We start from the raw sequence: 15,514 nt of genomic DNA on the forward strand, positions 1-15,514 counted from the left end.
GTATTTGGGCCTCTGCGAAAGGATCAGTCCTGCGTGAGGCTGGTCTCGATCCGGGCCTCGGCCTCGAGCGTGCGGTGGACGGGGCATTTGTCCGCGATTTCAAGCAGTTTTTCGCGCTCGGCGGTGCTGAGTTTCCCGGTCAGGCGGATCTTTCGGGTGAAGACGTCCAGCTTGGTGCCGCCGGCCTCGGCGTCCTGGGCGTGGACCTTGTTATGGCTGACATCCACGCTGACATGATCGAGCGCGATCTTGCGGCGGCGCGCGTACATCCGGATCGTCATCGCGGTGCAGGCGCCAAGCCCAGAGGACAGGAACCCATAGGGCGACATGCCGAGATCGGAGCCGCCATAGGCCTGAGGCTCGTCGGCCTGAACGTGGTGGCGGGGGCCGGCCTGGATATCCTGCAAAAAGCCGTCGGGATCGGCTTCGGAGACGCGGACGATGCCTTCGGGCACGCCGGGCGGCGGGGCGGGCGCGCGCAGATCGAGGTAGCGCCCGGCCCAGGCCGCGATCACGTCCGCGGCATAATCGGCATCATCGGGGCACGACAGGAGGTGGTCGGCATCGTCGAGGGTGACGAAGCTCTTGGGGTGGCGCGCGGCCAGGAAGATATCTTGCGCATTGTCGATTCCGACGATGGCATCTCGCGGGCTGTGCAGCACGAGAAGCGCGGCGCTCAGCCGTTCGATCGCGGGGTTGAGATTGGCCGCGGCCACATCTTCGATGAAGGTGCGCCCGATGGTGAAAGCGCGTCCGGCCAGCGTCACTTCGGCCTGCCCGTATTCGTGGATCTCGTCGAGCGACGCGCCGAAATTCTGCGTCACATGCCCGGGATCGGACGGCGCGCCGATCGTGGCCACGGCGCGGACGGAGGCGATGTCGGAGGCCGCGCGCAGGACCGCCGCCCCGCCCAGCGAATGACCCACCAGCAGGCTGGGTGCCATGCCGCGCCCCTCCAGCGCCTTGGCGGCGGCGACCAGATCGTCCACGTTGGTTGTGAAGCTGGTATTGGCGAATTCGCCGCCCGAATGGCCAAGCCCGGTGAAATCGAAGCGCAGCACCGCGATCCCCATGGAGGCCAGTCGCGCCGAAATGCGCCGGGCCGCGGCAATATCCTTGCCGCAGGTAAAGCAATGGGCAAAGAGTGCCGTGGCAAGATGTGGACCATCCGGCATGTCGAGCCGGGCGGCGAGGGCCGCGCCGGAATGTCCGGGGAAGGTGAAACGGTCTGTCGGCATGGGAGGCTTTCTTTGCGGGATTTGTCAAAGAGTGGAGGGCGGGCGCGCCCCGATCAACCCGTGTTACGGCATTGTCGCGGCATGGTGAGGGGATGAGGGCGGCGCTGTCCGGGGCGCTGCGCTGGCTGGCGATCGTCTTGTCGGCCCTTGTCGTCGCGGGCTATGGCGGCGCGCTCCATCCGGCGGGGGATTCGCTGGCGGTGTTCCGGTGGGAGGCCAGCCTTGCCGTTCTTGCGCTTGCCGGCCTGTCGCTGATGGCGGCAGCGCGGCGTCAGGCCCTGATCCTTGGCGTGGTGGCCGCGGTGGCGGGCGGGCCGATCCTGTGGGCCATGCAGCCCCGAACGCCCGGAAGCGCGATCACGCTTTACCAGAAGAACATCTGGATCGGGAACGGACAGGGGGACGCGATCGCCGCCGACATCTATGCGTCGGGCGCCGATATCGTCACCCTGCAGGAGGTCGATCGCCGGCATGACCCGCTGGTCTCCTCCCTGCGGGAGAGGTATCGCGGCTGGCAGCGCTGCTTTGGCGGCATCCACGTCTTCAGCAGACTGCCCCTTGCCGCAGGGGGCGGGCGCTGCCTCGAGGATCGTGGCCTTGCGGTCGCGCTGTTGCAGGTCGAGGCCCCGATGGGGCCGGTCTGGATCGCGTCGGTGCATCTGAGCTGGCCATGGCCGCGCGGGCAGGCAGATCAGGCGCGCCGGATCGCCGAAGCCTTTGCCTCGCTTGACGGCCCGGTGATCGTGGCGGGCGATTTCAACATGGTCCCATGGGGCCGATCGGTCCGGCGGATCGGACGGTCGGTCGGGGCGGTGCCAGCGGGCCCGCTGAGCGCGACCCATCATATCCCCGGGCTTGGCCTGCCGCCGCTGCGGATCGACCATGTTCTGGTGCCGGACGGTTGGGCGGCATCGGTGGCGTTGCGCGACAGGCTGGGATCGGATCACGCGGGCCTTCTGGCCGGGATCGGGCCATGAGGCGCGGGCGCGCCGAAGATATCTGGACTTGCGCCCATTGTCGAAATGCCCGTTCATGGCGGCGTTGCCCAGTCGCGGTCGGGCCGAAACCGGAGGAACATGGGGCGCCCTGCTGGAAACAAACCCGTCGTGGGATTGGTTCGGGGAGAGAGAGCGATGGAAATCGACAGCGATCAGATTGCGCTGGCTCAGCGGCCGATCCCGGCGATGGCGCCTCAACCGCTGTCGGACTGGCTACGGGTCACTGCGCAATACGAAGCCCAGATGGAGGAGAAGGCCCGCCTGATCCGCACCCGGCACGAGACGGTTCTGATGCGCCGTCCGGGAAGCGAGGCTGCCGAAGCGGAATTTGCTGACGTCCTGATCGAGGCGCTCTCGAGGCGGGCGGATTTCACGGTGTCGGATGACCGCGTTACCCGGCCCGACGGGAGAACCGTTCCGATCGGGGCTCTGAGCGGGCTGGAACTTGCGGGTCGCCTGATACAGGAGGATGTCTGCCTGCTTGAGAAGCGCGGCGACGAGCATGTCCTGACAGCGGCACTTCTTGCCTTTCCGGCCAGCTGGATGCTGTCGGAAAAGATCGGCAGGCCGATGTCGGCGATCCATACGCCGGTCGCGGCCTATGATGCGGGGATTGCCGCGCGTGTGCAGCGGATGATGGACGGTCTGGCGCCGGGGCGCATCCTGACGCGCGCCAATCTGCTGCCCTATGCTGACCCGGCGCTTCATCAGCCGAGATCAGAGGCCGCGCGCCGGAACAAGTCTGCAGAGCCGATGTTTCTGCGCAGCGAACGGCAAAGCTTCAGAAAGCTGCCCCGGACTGGCGCGGTCGTTTTCACGATCCTGACAATCGTGGCGCCGGTCGCGCCGCAGGACTAGGCGCCTGCGCTCTGGCTCATGACGACGGCGCAACCGGTGCCGATCTGAAGTGTCAACCTGTGACGCTGAACGGGGCCCGCGCGGTCGGCCAGCGCATCCAGAACGGTCGCAAGGCGGTCCCGGCGCAGACGGGGCAGGGCAGGCAGATCATTGGCAGGCGGCGCCACGATGGCCTCGGACGCAACCCGGTGGGGGCGATGTCCGCTGGGGCTGGTCTTGCCAGCCAGCTTGACGAAAAAGTCGCCTTCGGCTACGTCCTGCGCGGCGAACCGGTCACGGGGGCGCGCAGACCAGACCGGCCGGCGCAAGAGGTCGATTGCACGACGGGCCAGCCGTCGCTCGCCGGCGCGGTCGACGGGTCCGGGCAAGAGATGCCAATGGGTCTCGTCGGCCTCGAGTTCAGCGATCAGCGGCTGCAGAATGCGGCTTTGCGCATCGAGCCTGTCGGCTTCGTCCCGGCCAATGGTGCTGTCCGGACAATCGGACAATGACAGCGTCAGAACCTCGAGCCGGGCGGTATCGGCGATCACATCATAAGACACCCGGAGCGTGCCGATCCCGGGCAGGGTGAATGCGCCGCCATTGGGCAGGACTTCCAGTCCGGCGCCGCAATGGTGAAATCGGACGCATCGGCCCAGCCTTCGCAGGTCGGGCGAATTCCGGGCGACAAACAGCAATTGCACCATGACATTGATCGGTGCGTCGCGTTCGAGACAATCCATCAGAAACAATCCTGTCTTCGGCTTCGAACCGTAAACTGCACATGGATTATGGTCGCCGTATGAGGCGAAGTGGGCGAAACAGTGAATTCTTTTTGTAGGGAATTGTCAGCATTTGAGGACAATTCCTCTGCTTCCATCCCTTGGAGGCTGACGGGCGCCAAAAGCTCCCACGATCCCGGTGATGAACGCCGGGGTCATGATTACCTGCGCCTTTGTCGTGAAGATCGGGGGCCGATGGCTCAGGGGCGTTGATGCGATATCCGAGAGAGGTGCAGCCTGTCGCAACGTGCTGGCCCGATCAGGCAGAGCTCGGAAAACAAAAAGGGCGCGCCGTGATGGCGCGCCCCGATCTTGTTGTTCTGTCCGCGAGATCAGCAGCTGTAATACAGCTTGAATTCGATCGGGTGCGGGGTGTGCTCGTAGGCGTAGACCTCTTCCCACTTGAGATCCATGTAGCCTTCGATCTGGCTCTTTGTGAACACGTCGCCCTGAAGCAGGAAGTCGTGATCGGCAGCCAACGATTCGAGCGCTTCACGCAGCGAGGCGCAGACCGTCGGGATTTCCGCCAGTTCTTCGGGCGGCAGATCGTAGAGGTCCTTGTCCGAGGACGGGCCCGGGTCGATCTTGTTCTTGATGCCGTCGAGGCCAGCCATCAGAAGCGCTGCGAAGCACAGGTAGGGGTTCGCCGAGGGGTCGGGGAAACGGGCTTCGACGCGCTTTGCCTTGGGGCTTTCCGACCACGGGATCCGGACACAGCCCGACCGGTTGCGGGCCGAATAGGCGCGCAGAACAGGGGCTTCGAAACCCGGGATCAGGCGCTTGTAGGAGTTGGTGGAGGGGTTGGTGAAGGCGTTCAGCGTCTTGGCATGCTTGAGGATGCCGCCGATGAAATACAGCGCTTCCTGGCTGAGATCGGCATATTTGTCGCCCGCGAACAGCGGCTTGCCGTCCTTCCAGATCGACATGTTGACGTGCATGCCGGTGCCGTTGTCGCCCGCGATGGGCTTGGGCATGAAGGTGGCCGACTTGCCATAGGCCTGAGCCACGTTGTGGATGACGTACTTGTACTTCTGAAGCTCGTCGGCCTGCTTGGTCAGGCTGTCGAAAATCAGGCCAAGCTCGTGCTGGCACGAGGCCACTTCGTGGTGGTGCTTGTCGACCTTCATGCCGAGGCGCTTCATCGTGGAGAGCATCTCGGAGCGGATGTCCTGACCGTCGTCGATCGGGTTGACCGGGAAATAGCCGCCCTTCACGCCGGGGCGGTGGCCGGTGTTGCCCATCTCGTACTCGGTATCCGTGTTCCAGGCGGCATCGAGCGCATCGACCTGATAGGAGACCTTGTTCATCGCGACAGAGAAGCGGACGTCGTCGAACAGGAAGAATTCTGCCTCGGGGCCGAAGAAGGCCGTGTCACCGATGCCGGAGGATTTCAGATAGGCCTCGGCGCGCTCGGCGGTGCCGCGCGGGTCACGGTCATAGCTTTCGCCGGTGTCGGGCTCGACCACGGTGCAATGCAGGCAGAGGGTCTTTTCGGCGTAGAAGGGGTCGATATAGCCGCTTTCGGTATCGGGCATGAGCTTCATGTCCGACTGGTCGATCGATTTCCAACCCGCGATCGAGGAGCCATCGAACATGAACCCTTCTTCGAGGAAATCTTCATCCACCTGGTCGGCCATGACCGTCACGTGCTGCAGCTTGCCGCGCGGATCGGTAAAGCGGATGTCGACATATTCGACGTCTTCATCCTTGATTGTCTTGAGAACCTTGTCTTTGCTCATGTGTTGCTCCCTCTTGAGCTCGGGTTATTCGAAAGTGACGTGAGTGATCAGAGCGCGTCTTCGCCGGTCTCGCCGGTGCGGATGCGGATCGCTTCCTCGACGGGCGAGACGAAGATCTTGCCGTCGCCGATCTTGTCGGTCTTGGCGGCGTCGATGATGGCGCTGATGGCGGCCTCGGCCTGATCGTCGGCCAGAACGACCTCGATTTTGACCTTGGGCAGGAAGTCCACGACGTATTCCGCGCCGCGATACAATTCAGTATGGCCTTTCTGCCGGCCGAAACCCTTGACCTCAATGACGCTCAGACCCTGCACGCCGATCTCCTGAAGCGCTTCTTTCACTTCGTCGAGTTTGAAGGGCTTGATGATCGCTTCGATCTTTTTCATGGCCGACTCCCTTGCCTATGCCTTGAGCGGCGTGAGACCATTTCCTCCCGGGAGCGACAATTCGAACCGGGAGGAGGCGCTGTCTGCACGCTTCGTTTCTGGATGCTTAGATCAAAAAACAGGCAACCTGCCCAAAATGCAAGCGAAATGGAAACACCGGAGGGGAACGTGACCGAATTGCTGACGACGGCCCAGATGCGGGCCGCCGAGGAGGCCGAGATCGGGTCCGGCGTGGTCTCGGGGCTGGAGTTGATGGAGCGCGCGGGGCAGGGCGTTGTCGCGGCGATCTTCGAACGATGGCCCGAACTGGCGCACACCTCGCATCGCGCCTTGGTGCTTTGCGGGCCGGGCAACAACGGCGGCGACGGATTCGTCATAGCCCGCCTTCTGAAAGAGGCCGGATGGCAGATCGACCTGCTCCTCTTCGGGGATGCCGCACGCCTGCCGCCCGATGCCCGCACGAACCACGACCGTTGGATCAAGCTGGGTCAGGTCAGGCCTCTGGAAGACCCCGGCGCCGTGCCGGACGATTCTGGCGCAGAGGCACCCGATCTGATCGTCGATGCGATTTTCGGCACGGGGCTGACCCGGGCCTTGCCCGAGGTCGTCACACGCACCCTGTCACGAATCTCGCAGGGGATGGCGGGCCGGGATCGTCAGGTGCCCTGCGTCGCGGTCGATATCCCCTCGGGGCTGTCTTCCGATACCGGGCGCGCGCTGGGATGCCCCATGTCGTTCGATCTGACGGTAACATTCCATTCAGCCAAGCTGGGCCATTACCTTGCCGATGGGCCAGCGCTTTGCGGCGCGTTGCGCATCGCTGATATCGGGCTGCGCCGTCAGGCCCTGCCTGAGCCGCCTGCCGCCGGGATCGTCCGGCTGACCCGCCCGCCTGAGGGCCTTGGCCGAAGCGGGGGGCACAAATACACCCATGGTCACGCAGTGATCCTTTCGGGCGGGGCAGGTCGGACAGGTGCCGCGCGGCTTGCCGCGCGCGGCGCGCTGAGGATCGGGGCGGGGCTCGTGACACTGGGCGTGCCGGGTGCAGCGCAACTCGAGGTGGCTTCTCAGGTGACGGCGATCATGCTGGCCCGTGTCGACGATGCCGCGGGCCTCTCTGACCTGCTCGAAGATGCGCGGTTGAACGCGCTGTGCATCGGGCCCGGGCTGGGGCTGAAAGATCATCAGGCGTCGCTGGTCGAGGCGGCTTTGAAAAGCGGTCGGCCGACGGTTCTTGATGCAGATGCGCTCTCGCTCCTCTCCGGGTCGGGCGCGCTATTCGCCGCTTTGCATGCGGGCTGCGTTCTGACCCCGCACGAGGGTGAATTCGCCCGACTGTTTCCCGATATCGCGCAAAGGCTCCGCGATGCATCTGTTGGCGGTGGCCCGGCATTTTCAAAGGTGGACGCGGCGCGAGAGGCGGCCCGGCGAGCAGACTGCGTCGTTCTGCTGAAAGGCCCGGACACGATCATTGCCGCCCCCGACGGCCGCTGTGCGATCAATGCCTCTGTCTATGACAGGGCTGCACCATGGCTTGCGACGGCGGGGTCGGGCGATGTGCTTGCGGGCCTGATCACGGGTTTGCTGGCGCGTGGCTTTGACACGATGCGCGCCGCGGAGGCGGGCGCGTGGTTGCACACGCAATGCGCAATCCGCTTTGGTCCGGGGTTGATTGCCGAGGATGTGCCGGAAGAGCTGCCCGCCGTGTTGCGCGCGCTCGGCCTCTAGCTGCTGCTGCGAGACCTGACCGATCAGGCCGTCGCGACCTCGAGCCCGTCGGCATAGACGATATGGGCGTGATCGAAGACAAGCGTGTAGAGCCGCATCCGGCGGGGTTCCGCTTCGGTCACGAATTCCCGGTCGATCAGTTTGCGTGCCGGCACGTCGGCGGTCTTGCTGCCGAACAGCGCCTCGGCCCGCCAGTCACGGATATGCACTTTGGTGTCCGGACCGATCAGCATGTCGCGATCGGGGCGGGTATGGCCAAGCGATCCGGCCTTGACGCGGACCGGTGCGACAAATGCCTCGGTCACAAGTATGTCCCTGAGAGGGGCCATGCCGCTGTCGCGGGTAATGACGCGATCACCGGGAGCGAGATGTTCGACGGGCAATTCGCCCTCGAGTGTCAGCACGATGGTGCCCGGAGCCAGGCCGGAGGTGTCGAGATCGGCGCGGACGGAATCCGTGCTCAGGGTGCCGTGTTCCAGGTGCATGGCGGTTTCCGCTCTTGCTGTGACTGCCTCAGTGTTTTGCCGCAGAATATGGCAAAAAAGCGTTACTGTCTTGCACATTCTATGCCTTTTGCCTCTCGCACAGGGAATTCCGCTCTGCTAGAAGCGCGCCGAATGCGGGTGTGGCGAAATTGGTAGACGCACCAGATTTAGGTTCTGGCGCCGCAAGGCGTGGGGGTTCAAGTCCCTCCACCCGCACCATGATGTGTATTCCGTCCAGTTCATACACAGTGATCGGTGCGCCACTTCGGCCGATTGGACCGCTCGTGAGCAGGGCCAGACCCCGGTATCCTTTAAGTTGAATTGCAGACAACTCGCGGATCAGTGGCGGGCGCATGAGCGGCGGACTCTGGCCAAGGCGTGGCAAGAAAGGCCAGTGGCAAGAAAGGCCAGTGGCAAGAAAGGCCAGTGGCACGAATGTCTCTGATCTGTCTTTTGGTGCGCGAAGATGACATCATCGGCCAAGGTCTGCACCAAAGGAACCCCCGATGATCCGTCATATCGTTCTGACCAGATTCGCACCCGACGTGTCTGAAGACGAGATCCGTGAGATCTACACAGGTCTTGCCGCCCTTGTTGAGCGCCTTCCCGGCGCGCGGGATTTCAAAGGCGGCCGCTCATCCAGCTCCGAACAGATCGAGCGCGGCTATCACCACGGCTTCGTCATCGATTTCGACGATTGGCCTGACCTTCAGACCTATGCCGAAAACCCCGAACACAAGGCGCTGGGCGCGCGGCTCGTCGAAAACGCCATCGGCGGGGTCGATGGCCTGCTGGTTCTCGACATCGAGGTCTAAGGCGGCTGTTTCCGGGCGTCGATGCGCCGGTCGCAATGGAATATGTCGGCCAGGCCACAAAAAACCGCACAACAGACCGGGCCGCCACATCTCGGAAACAGGGGGGATCATGGTGCTGCAGGGGAGGATTGAACTCCCGACCTCTCCCTTACCAAGGGAGTGCTCTACCACTGAGCTACTGCAGCGCGCGTGACGGGCCTTTTACTAGGCCGGCGGATGAAGGCAAGGGGGTTTTTCGGGTGAAAATGTCAAACCCCACCACTTGCCGGCGCGCGCCGGTGCTTTGATCTGCTGGACCATCCTCTTCGCCCGCTTTATCACGGCGTCATGACCGCATCGCGCAACGATCCCGCCCGAGAGGCACGGCTCAAGGCGGCGCTGAAGGCGAATATCGCCCGGCGCAAGAGCCAGGCACGGGCGCGTGCGCAGTCTGATGATGCGGATGAGGCGAGTGAACAGACGAACGGAGTCCGCGAAACCGGCGACAGCACCGGTGGGCCCGAGACGTCGAGCAGAGAGGACAGGGCCTAGATGGATTCGATATTGGTGCGCGGTGGAAAGCCGCTTTCGGGACAAATCCCCATCGCCGGCGCCAAGAATGCCTGCCTTGCGCTGATGCCCGCCACGCTTCTGAGCGATGAACCGCTGACGCTGACGAACGCGCCCCGGCTGAGCGACATCAAGACGATGAGCACGCTTCTGCAATCGCTGGGCGCCGAGGTGTCGTCGCTTCAGGGCGGCAAAGTGATCGCCATGTCCTCGCACAGCCTCAATGGCGACCGGGCCGATTACGACATCGTGCGCAAGATGCGGGCGTCGAACCTTGTTCTGGGCCCGCTTCTGGCGCGGCTGGGAGAGGCGGTCGTCTCGCTGCCGGGGGGCTGCGCGATCGGCGCTCGGCCGATGGACATCCATATCGACGCGCTGACCGCGCTGGGCGCGGAGATCGAGCTGAAAGACGGCTACCTTCACGCCAAGACATCGGGCGGTCTGAAGGGCGGGCGCGTGGCGCTCCGGTTCGCTTCGGTGGGTGCCACCGAGAACACGCTGATGGTCGCGACGCTGGCCAAGGGCACGACCGTGATCGAGAACGCGGCCCGCGAGCCGGAGATCGTCGATCTGGCCGAGTGCCTGACGAAGATGGGCGCCCGGATCGAAGGCGCGGGCGAAAGCCGGATCGAGATCGAGGGCGTTGACAGCCTGCACGGCGCCACGCATTCGGTCGTGACCGACCGGATCGAACTGGGGACCTTCATGCTGGCCCCCGTGATCGCGGGCGGCGAGGTGGAATGCCTCGGTGGCCGGCTCGGGCTGGTCTCGGCCTTCGCCGAGAAACTGGCCGAGGCCGGGGTCGAAATCACGGAAACCGCCGCGGGCCTCAAGGTGCGCCGCAACGGCGAGATCCCGCGCGCCGTTGACGTGGTCACGGAGGTCTATCCCGGCTTTCCGACCGATCTTCAGGCCCAGATGATGGCGATGCTCTGCACCGCCCGGGGCACCAGCGTCCTGGAAGAGCGGATCTTCGAGAACCGGTTCATGCATGCCCCGGAACTCGTTCGCATGGGCGCCGATATCGAGGTTCATGGCGGCACCGCCACCGTGCGCGGCGTCGACCGGCTGCGCGGGGCACCGGTGATGGCCACCGATCTGCGGGCCTCGGTTTCGCTGATCCTCGCGGGGCTGGCCGCCGAGGGGGAGACCCGCGTCAACCGGGTCTATCACCTTGATCGCGGCTACGAATTCATCGAACAGAAACTCGGCGCCGTCGGTGCCGATATCGAAAGGGTGCGCGAAGAGTGACCGAGGATGCCCGTTTCGAAGATGCCGGCGAATCGCCGCTGCGGCTCAGAGCGTTCGACGCCGACGATCTGGCCGTGATCTCGGCGCTCTTGCAGGATTCGGTCCTGCCGGGATCGGAAATCCGGTGGGAAAGAGGGGCACGTCGGCTTGCGCTTCTGGTGAACCGGTTTCGCTGGGAACGCCCTGCGCGTCCGCCGGAACGGGTGCAATCGCTTCTGGTCGTCGAAGGCGTCGAGGCCGTTCGCAGTCAGGGGATCGTGCCGGGGGACGGCGATACCGTTCTGTCGATCCTTGCCGCGGCGTTCGAGCCGGGCGACGCACCGGGGGGCGATGTCGTCCTGACATTCGCGGGCGACGGGGCCATTGCCGCACGGGTCGAGGCGCTCGAGGTCGTGTTGCGCGACGTGACACGCCCCTATGTCGCGCCTTCGGGCAAGACGCCGCATCACCCCGAATGATCCGATCCCGTGGCCCGGTGCCGCAGGACGCGTGCCGCCCGGTTGAGCCTTGGATGCGGGGCCGCTAAGGGTGCGGTCCATCAACGGAGAGAAAGTCCATGCCTCAACACCTGTCGACGATGGATCCCGATTTCGAGGCGCGGTTTGCCGAACTGCTGAATTCCAAGCGCGAGGACAGCGTCGATGTGGACGATGCTGTGGCCGCCATCATCGCCGATGTGCGCACCCGTGGTGACGCGGCGCTGATCGACTACACCCGCCGGTTCGACAGGCTCGATCTGCTCGGTCGTCCGATCCGGGTCTCCGAGGCCGAGATTGACGCGGCAATCGCCGATGTCCCCGCGGCGGAGCAGACCGCGCTGGAGCAGGCGGCCGACAGGATCGGCGCCTATCACGCGCGCCAGATGCCCGAGGATGCCCGCTGGACCGACGAGGCCGGCGCCGAACTGGGCTGGCGCTGGGGGCCGGTTTCGGCCGCGGGTCTCTATGTGCCGGGGGGGCTGGCCTCTTATCCGTCCTCCGTCCTGATGAACGCGGTTCCGGCCAAGGTGGCCGGTGTCCCGCGCCTTGCCATGTGCGTCCCGATGCCGGGCGGCGTGGTGAACCCGCTGGTTCTGGCCGCGGCCCGCATCGCGGGCGTGGACGAGGTCTACCGGGTCGGCGGCGCACAGGCGATTGCCGCGATGGCCTTTGGTACGGAAAGCATTGCGCCCGTTGACAAGATCACCGGCCCGGGCAACGCCTATGTCGCCGCGGCCAAGCGGCGGGTCTTCGGCAAGGTGGGGATCGACATGATCGCGGGGCCGTCGGAGATCCTCGTGATCGCGGACGGGGAGAACGATCCCGACTGGCTGGCGCTCGACCTGATGAGCCAGGCCGAACACGACGAAAGCGCCCAGTCCATCCTCATCACGGACGATGCCGATCTGGCGCGCCGGGTCGAAGCGGCCGTCAGCGCCCGGCTGGAAACGCTGGAGCGGCGGGCCATCGCGGGCGCAAGCTGGCGTGACTATGGTGCCATCATCCTGGTGCGTGACATCGACGAGGCGGCCGCATTGTCCGACAGGATCGCCCCTGAGCATCTGGAATTGTGTGTGGCCGACGCGGAGGCGCTTTTCGCAAAGATCACCCATGCAGGTGCGGTGTTCCTTGGCCAGTGGACGCCCGAGGCGATCGGCGACTACGTGGGCGGGCCGAACCATGTTCTGCCCACGGCGCGGTCGGCGCGGTTCTCGTCCGGACTGGGCGTTCTTGATTTCCTCAAGCGCACGACGGTCGCACGGATGACACCCGAAAGCCTGCGCGCCATCGGACCCGCCGCCGAGGTGCTGGCCGCCTCCGAAAGCCTCGAGGCGCATGGGTTGAGCGTCACGGCACGGCTGACGCGGCTCAATAGCTGAGACGCCATTTCTCGACCCGCCCGACAGACCATCAGTCTGATCCGGTGCCGGCCCGGGCATTGCACCCGGGGCCGCTGCGGGGTAGCCAAGGCCATTGCCAGCGCCGGACCGACCCATGACCCGCATCATCGATATCGAACTCGACGATTCCGATCTGCCCCCGCCCACGCCCGAGATCGAGCAGGAGCGGCGTGTCGCGATCTTCGATCTTCTCGAAGACAACAGCTTTGAGCTGCCCCCGCGGGAGGACAGACAGGTCCCTCCCGGGCCGTACAAGCTGGCGCTTGCGATCCGCGACCGCAGGCTCGTGGTTGAGGTCCTGACCGAGGCCGGCGACACCGCGGCCTCGTTCCACCTGTCGCTGGGGCCGTTCCGTCAGGTGGTGAAGGATTACTTCCAAATCTGCGAAAGCTATTTCGACGCGGTCAAGACATTGCCGCCCAGCCAGATCGAGACCATCGACATGGCCCGGCGCGGCATCCACAACGAGGGCGCGCGCGTCTTGCAGGAACGGCTGGAGGGCAAGGTCATCCTGGATGAGGATACCGCCCGGAGGTTGTTCACCCTCGTCTGTGTCCTCAATTTCGGGGTCTAGGGCGGTGCCGGCGGACGCATCTGTTCAGAACCTGCCGCAATCTGTTCTTTTCTGTTGCGATCATAATTCCGTCCGCTCGCCCATGGCGGAAGGGATCATGAAGAAATTCTACGGCACCGAATGCTATATCCAGTCGGTCGGCGTGCGCAGCGACATGGAGATCGACGGCTTTGCGATCACCGTCTGCGAAGAGATCGGGGTCGAACTGTCCCGCCACAGATCGCGCTCCTTCGACGAGATGGAGGAATGGGGCGACGACCTGTCGTCCTTCGATCTGGTGCTCGCGCTGTCACCGGCCTCGCAACGGCGGGCGCTGGATCTGACGCGGTTCTATCACCTCGATGTCGAATACTGGCCGATCCTCGATCCGACGGGGCTGGGCCGCACCCGCGAGGAAAAGCTCGATGCCTACCGCCAGACACGCGACATGATCATCGCCAAGCTGACCGAACGTTGGGGCGCGCCGCGGGGGCAAGGCGCGGGCGCCGCATGACGGCCCTGCGATACCAGGTCCTGCGCGGGGATGCTGTCGACGCCGCACTTGATGCGCTGGCCGCTCTCAGGATCGAGGTCTTTCGCGAATGGCCTTACCTTTACGACGGCGATCCCGACTACGAACGCCGATACATGGCCTCCTACCGCGACAGCCGCGATGCGATCCTCGTGGCGGCGCTTGACGGCGGCAGAATCGTGGGGGCCGCGACGGGCACCCCGATGGAAGATCACGCCGATGAATTCGGGGCCGCGATCCGTGCGCATGGCATGGAGATCGGGGATATCTTCTATTGCGCCGAAAGCGTGCTCTTGCCGCAATATCGCGGGCAGGGGGCGGGACACGCCTTTTTCGGCGCCCGCGAAGAACACGCCCGTGCGCTGGGCCGAAAGACCAGCCTGTTCTGCGCTGTCGTCCGACCGCAAGCGCATCCCGCGCGCGATCCGGCCTACCGGCCGCTCGATACGTTCTGGCGCAAGCGCGGGTATCGACCAGTCGACGGGCTGATGGCCGAATATTCCTGGCGCGATCTCGGTGAGATCGAGGAAACATCCAAGCCCATGCAATTCTGGGGGAAATCGCTATGACGCGCATCGCATCTCTTGCATGGCACTGCCAGAGGGTCTCGGGCTGGGCCGAGCAGGAAGCCCGGCTGATCGAGGCGATAGACCCGCTGAAGGCCGATCTTGTGCTTTTGCCGGAATATGCGGGCCTCGACGCGGCCCTTGTGGGCCGGACCCCGCCGCAGGACATCGCGTCGTGGATGGCGCTCGCCTCAGAGAGGTCGGGGGACTGGATGGGGCAGCTGTCGTCGGTCGCGAAACGCACCGGTGCGTGGGTCTGCGGCGCCTCGCTGCCGGTCGAAACACCGCGTGGCTATGTCAATCGCGGCTTCTTCGCCGCGCCCTGGGGCGAGGTCCATTGCCAGGACAAGCTGATCCCGACACCCTTTGAACGTGACGGGATGGGGATCGTGCCGGGGCAGGGGCTGAGCGTGATCGACACCGTGATGGGCCGCTTCGGAATGCTGATCTGCTATGACAGCGAATTCCCGATCCTTGCTCGCAAACTGGTCGAGGCGCAGTGCGACATGATCCTCGTGCCGTCCTGCACCGAATTCGAGGCGGGCCAGACCCGCGTGCGGCAATCCTGTCGCGCCCGCGCCATCGAAGGGCAATGCGTCGTGGTGCAGGCCCCGCTCGTGGGTGCGGTCGAGGGCTGCGATATCATCGACATGAGCCGTGGCCGGCCCGGCATCTTCGTGCCGCCCGATCACGGGATGCCGGCGGATGGCATCCTTGCCCAAGGCGCGGCCAATACGCCCGGCCACGCGTTGGCCGAGGTCGATTTCGCAGCCGTGGGCCGGGTCCGGCGCGAGGGGCAGGTGGGCAACGTCGCCCACTGGCCCGAGCAGGACCGCGTCGACACGAACATCAGGCTCCTGTCGCTCTGACGAGATTTGCCTTGAAAACCGGGCCGAAGCGGCCCATATGCTGCCCCTGTCCGCCCATCGTGGCGGTCAACCAAGCATGGAGAGAACATGGCCAAGGAAGAACTGCTCGAATTTCCCGGTGTCGTGAAGGAACTCCTGCCGAACGCGACATTCAGGGTCGAGCTGGAAAACGGCCATGAGATCATCGCGCATACGGCGGGCAAACTTCGCAAGAACCGTATCCGCGTGCTCGCGGGTGACAAGGTGCAGGTCGAGATGACCCCCTATGATCTGACCAAGGGTCGGATCAATTATCGCTTCCGGTAAG

The 15,514-nt window shown here is 64.8% G+C and carries 18 protein-coding genes and 2 tRNA genes; 14 read left to right on the forward strand and 6 right to left on the reverse strand.

Annotated features, from left to right (window positions below; translation table 11 throughout):
- Positions 1-23: 23 nt before the first annotated feature.
- Positions 24-1,238 carry a bifunctional alpha/beta hydrolase/OsmC family protein gene (locus EP376_RS15565; protein ID WP_127656542.1) on the reverse strand — a complete coding sequence of 405 codons (1,215 nt, stop codon included), beginning with the start codon at positions 1,236-1,238 and terminating at the stop codon, positions 24-26.
- Between the two features lie 92 nt (positions 1,239-1,330).
- Here EP376_RS15565 and EP376_RS15570 point away from each other — a divergent pair, with 92 nt between their 5' ends.
- Together EP376_RS15570 and EP376_RS15575 are read left to right on the forward strand one after the other, a co-directional pair.
- Positions 1,331-2,215 (forward strand): endonuclease/exonuclease/phosphatase family protein, encoded by an 885-nt coding sequence (locus tag EP376_RS15570; protein WP_127656543.1) that lies wholly within the window; start codon positions 1,331-1,333, stop codon positions 2,213-2,215.
- 156 nt (positions 2,216-2,371) lie between these two features.
- The gene (locus tag EP376_RS15575; RefSeq protein WP_127656544.1) at positions 2,372-3,094 is read left to right on the forward strand and encodes a heme-dependent oxidative N-demethylase family protein; all 723 of its coding nucleotides are present in this window, start codon (positions 2,372-2,374) and stop codon (positions 3,092-3,094) included.
- Here the strand turns inward: EP376_RS15575 and EP376_RS15580 are convergent.
- From EP376_RS15580 to EP376_RS15590, 3 genes are all read right to left on the reverse strand, one after another.
- On the reverse strand, positions 3,091-3,816 hold the full coding sequence (locus tag EP376_RS15580; RefSeq protein WP_127656545.1) for a hypothetical protein: 726 nt from the start codon (positions 3,814-3,816) through the stop codon (positions 3,091-3,093). The two genes, EP376_RS15575 and EP376_RS15580, sit on opposite strands and share 4 nt — an antisense overlap.
- Positions 3,817-4,187: 371 nt before the next feature.
- Positions 4,188-5,594, reverse strand: a complete 1,407-nt coding sequence (glnA, locus tag EP376_RS15585; RefSeq protein ID WP_127656546.1) for a type I glutamate--ammonia ligase — start codon at positions 5,592-5,594, stop codon at positions 4,188-4,190.
- 47 nt (positions 5,595-5,641) lie between these two features.
- Positions 5,642-5,980 (reverse strand): P-II family nitrogen regulator, encoded by a 339-nt coding sequence (locus EP376_RS15590; RefSeq protein ID WP_127656547.1) that lies wholly within the window; start codon positions 5,978-5,980, stop codon positions 5,642-5,644.
- A 168-nt stretch (positions 5,981-6,148) separates the two neighbouring features.
- On the opposite strand from EP376_RS15590, the gene EP376_RS15595 reads away from it, so the two are divergent.
- On the forward strand, positions 6,149-7,708 hold the full coding sequence (locus EP376_RS15595; protein WP_127656548.1) for an NAD(P)H-hydrate dehydratase: 1,560 nt from the start codon (positions 6,149-6,151) through the stop codon (positions 7,706-7,708).
- Positions 7,709-7,731: 23 nt separating this feature from the next.
- Here EP376_RS15595 and EP376_RS15600 read toward each other — a convergent pair whose 3' ends face one another.
- Entirely contained in the window at positions 7,732-8,193 is a 462-nt protein-coding gene (locus tag EP376_RS15600) for a Hint domain-containing protein (protein ID WP_127656549.1), read from the reverse strand.
- Positions 8,194-8,327: 134 nt separating this feature from the next.
- Between EP376_RS15600 and EP376_RS15605 the strand changes: the two genes are divergently transcribed.
- Positions 8,328-8,412, forward strand: a tRNA-Leu gene (locus EP376_RS15605).
- Positions 8,413-8,699: 287 nt separating this feature from the next.
- A complete protein-coding gene (locus EP376_RS15610) occupies positions 8,700-9,008 on the forward strand; it encodes a Dabb family protein (RefSeq protein WP_127656550.1) in 309 nt (102 codons plus the stop codon).
- Between the two features lie 110 nt (positions 9,009-9,118).
- Here EP376_RS15610 and EP376_RS15615 read toward each other — a convergent pair.
- Positions 9,119-9,193: transfer RNA gene (locus EP376_RS15615), tRNA-Thr, on the reverse strand.
- A 142-nt stretch (positions 9,194-9,335) separates the two neighbouring features.
- On the opposite strand from EP376_RS15615, the gene EP376_RS15620 reads away from it, so the two are divergent.
- The 9 genes from EP376_RS15620 (at position 9,336) to infA (ending at position 15,513) form a co-directional block, all read left to right on the forward strand.
- The gene (locus tag EP376_RS15620; RefSeq protein WP_127656551.1) at positions 9,336-9,539 is read left to right on the forward strand and encodes a hypothetical protein; all 204 of its coding nucleotides are present in this window, start codon (positions 9,336-9,338) and stop codon (positions 9,537-9,539) included.
- Positions 9,540-10,808, forward strand: a complete 1,269-nt coding sequence (murA, locus tag EP376_RS15625) for a UDP-N-acetylglucosamine 1-carboxyvinyltransferase (protein WP_127656552.1) — start codon at positions 9,540-9,542, stop codon at positions 10,806-10,808.
- Positions 10,805-11,266, forward strand: a complete 462-nt coding sequence (locus EP376_RS15630; RefSeq protein ID WP_127656553.1) for a DUF2948 family protein — start codon at positions 10,805-10,807, stop codon at positions 11,264-11,266. Before murA ends, EP376_RS15630 begins: the two co-directional genes overlap by 4 nt.
- A 98-nt stretch (positions 11,267-11,364) precedes the next feature.
- Positions 11,365-12,666 carry a histidinol dehydrogenase gene (gene hisD / locus EP376_RS15635; protein ID WP_127656554.1) on the forward strand — a complete coding sequence of 434 codons (1,302 nt, stop codon included), beginning with the start codon at positions 11,365-11,367 and terminating at the stop codon, positions 12,664-12,666.
- Between the two features lie 115 nt (positions 12,667-12,781).
- Positions 12,782-13,261: a UPF0262 family protein gene (locus EP376_RS15640; protein WP_127656555.1), complete on the forward strand. Its 480-nt coding sequence runs from the start codon at positions 12,782-12,784 to the stop codon at positions 13,259-13,261.
- Between the two features lie 4 nt (positions 13,262-13,265).
- Positions 13,266-13,754: an arsenate-mycothiol transferase ArsC gene (locus EP376_RS15645; RefSeq protein WP_276317306.1), complete on the forward strand. Its 489-nt coding sequence runs from the start codon at positions 13,266-13,268 to the stop codon at positions 13,752-13,754.
- The gene (locus tag EP376_RS15650) at positions 13,751-14,341 is read left to right on the forward strand and encodes a GNAT family N-acetyltransferase (protein WP_127656557.1); all 591 of its coding nucleotides are present in this window, start codon (positions 13,751-13,753) and stop codon (positions 14,339-14,341) included. The genes EP376_RS15645 and EP376_RS15650 overlap by 4 nt, the downstream gene beginning before the upstream one ends.
- Positions 14,338-15,207: a nitrilase-related carbon-nitrogen hydrolase gene (locus EP376_RS15655; protein ID WP_127656558.1), complete on the forward strand. Its 870-nt coding sequence runs from the start codon at positions 14,338-14,340 to the stop codon at positions 15,205-15,207. Before EP376_RS15650 ends, EP376_RS15655 begins: the two co-directional genes overlap by 4 nt.
- An 87-nt stretch (positions 15,208-15,294) precedes the next feature.
- Positions 15,295-15,513 carry a translation initiation factor IF-1 gene (infA, locus tag EP376_RS15660; RefSeq protein WP_013384801.1) on the forward strand — a complete coding sequence of 73 codons (219 nt, stop codon included), beginning with the start codon at positions 15,295-15,297 and terminating at the stop codon, positions 15,511-15,513.
- Position 15,514 lies beyond the last annotated feature (1 nt).

This window comes from Alexandriicola marinus, assembly GCF_004000435.1.
In the GTDB taxonomy this organism is placed as follows: domain Bacteria; phylum Pseudomonadota; class Alphaproteobacteria; order Rhodobacterales; family Rhodobacteraceae; genus Alexandriicola; species Alexandriicola marinus.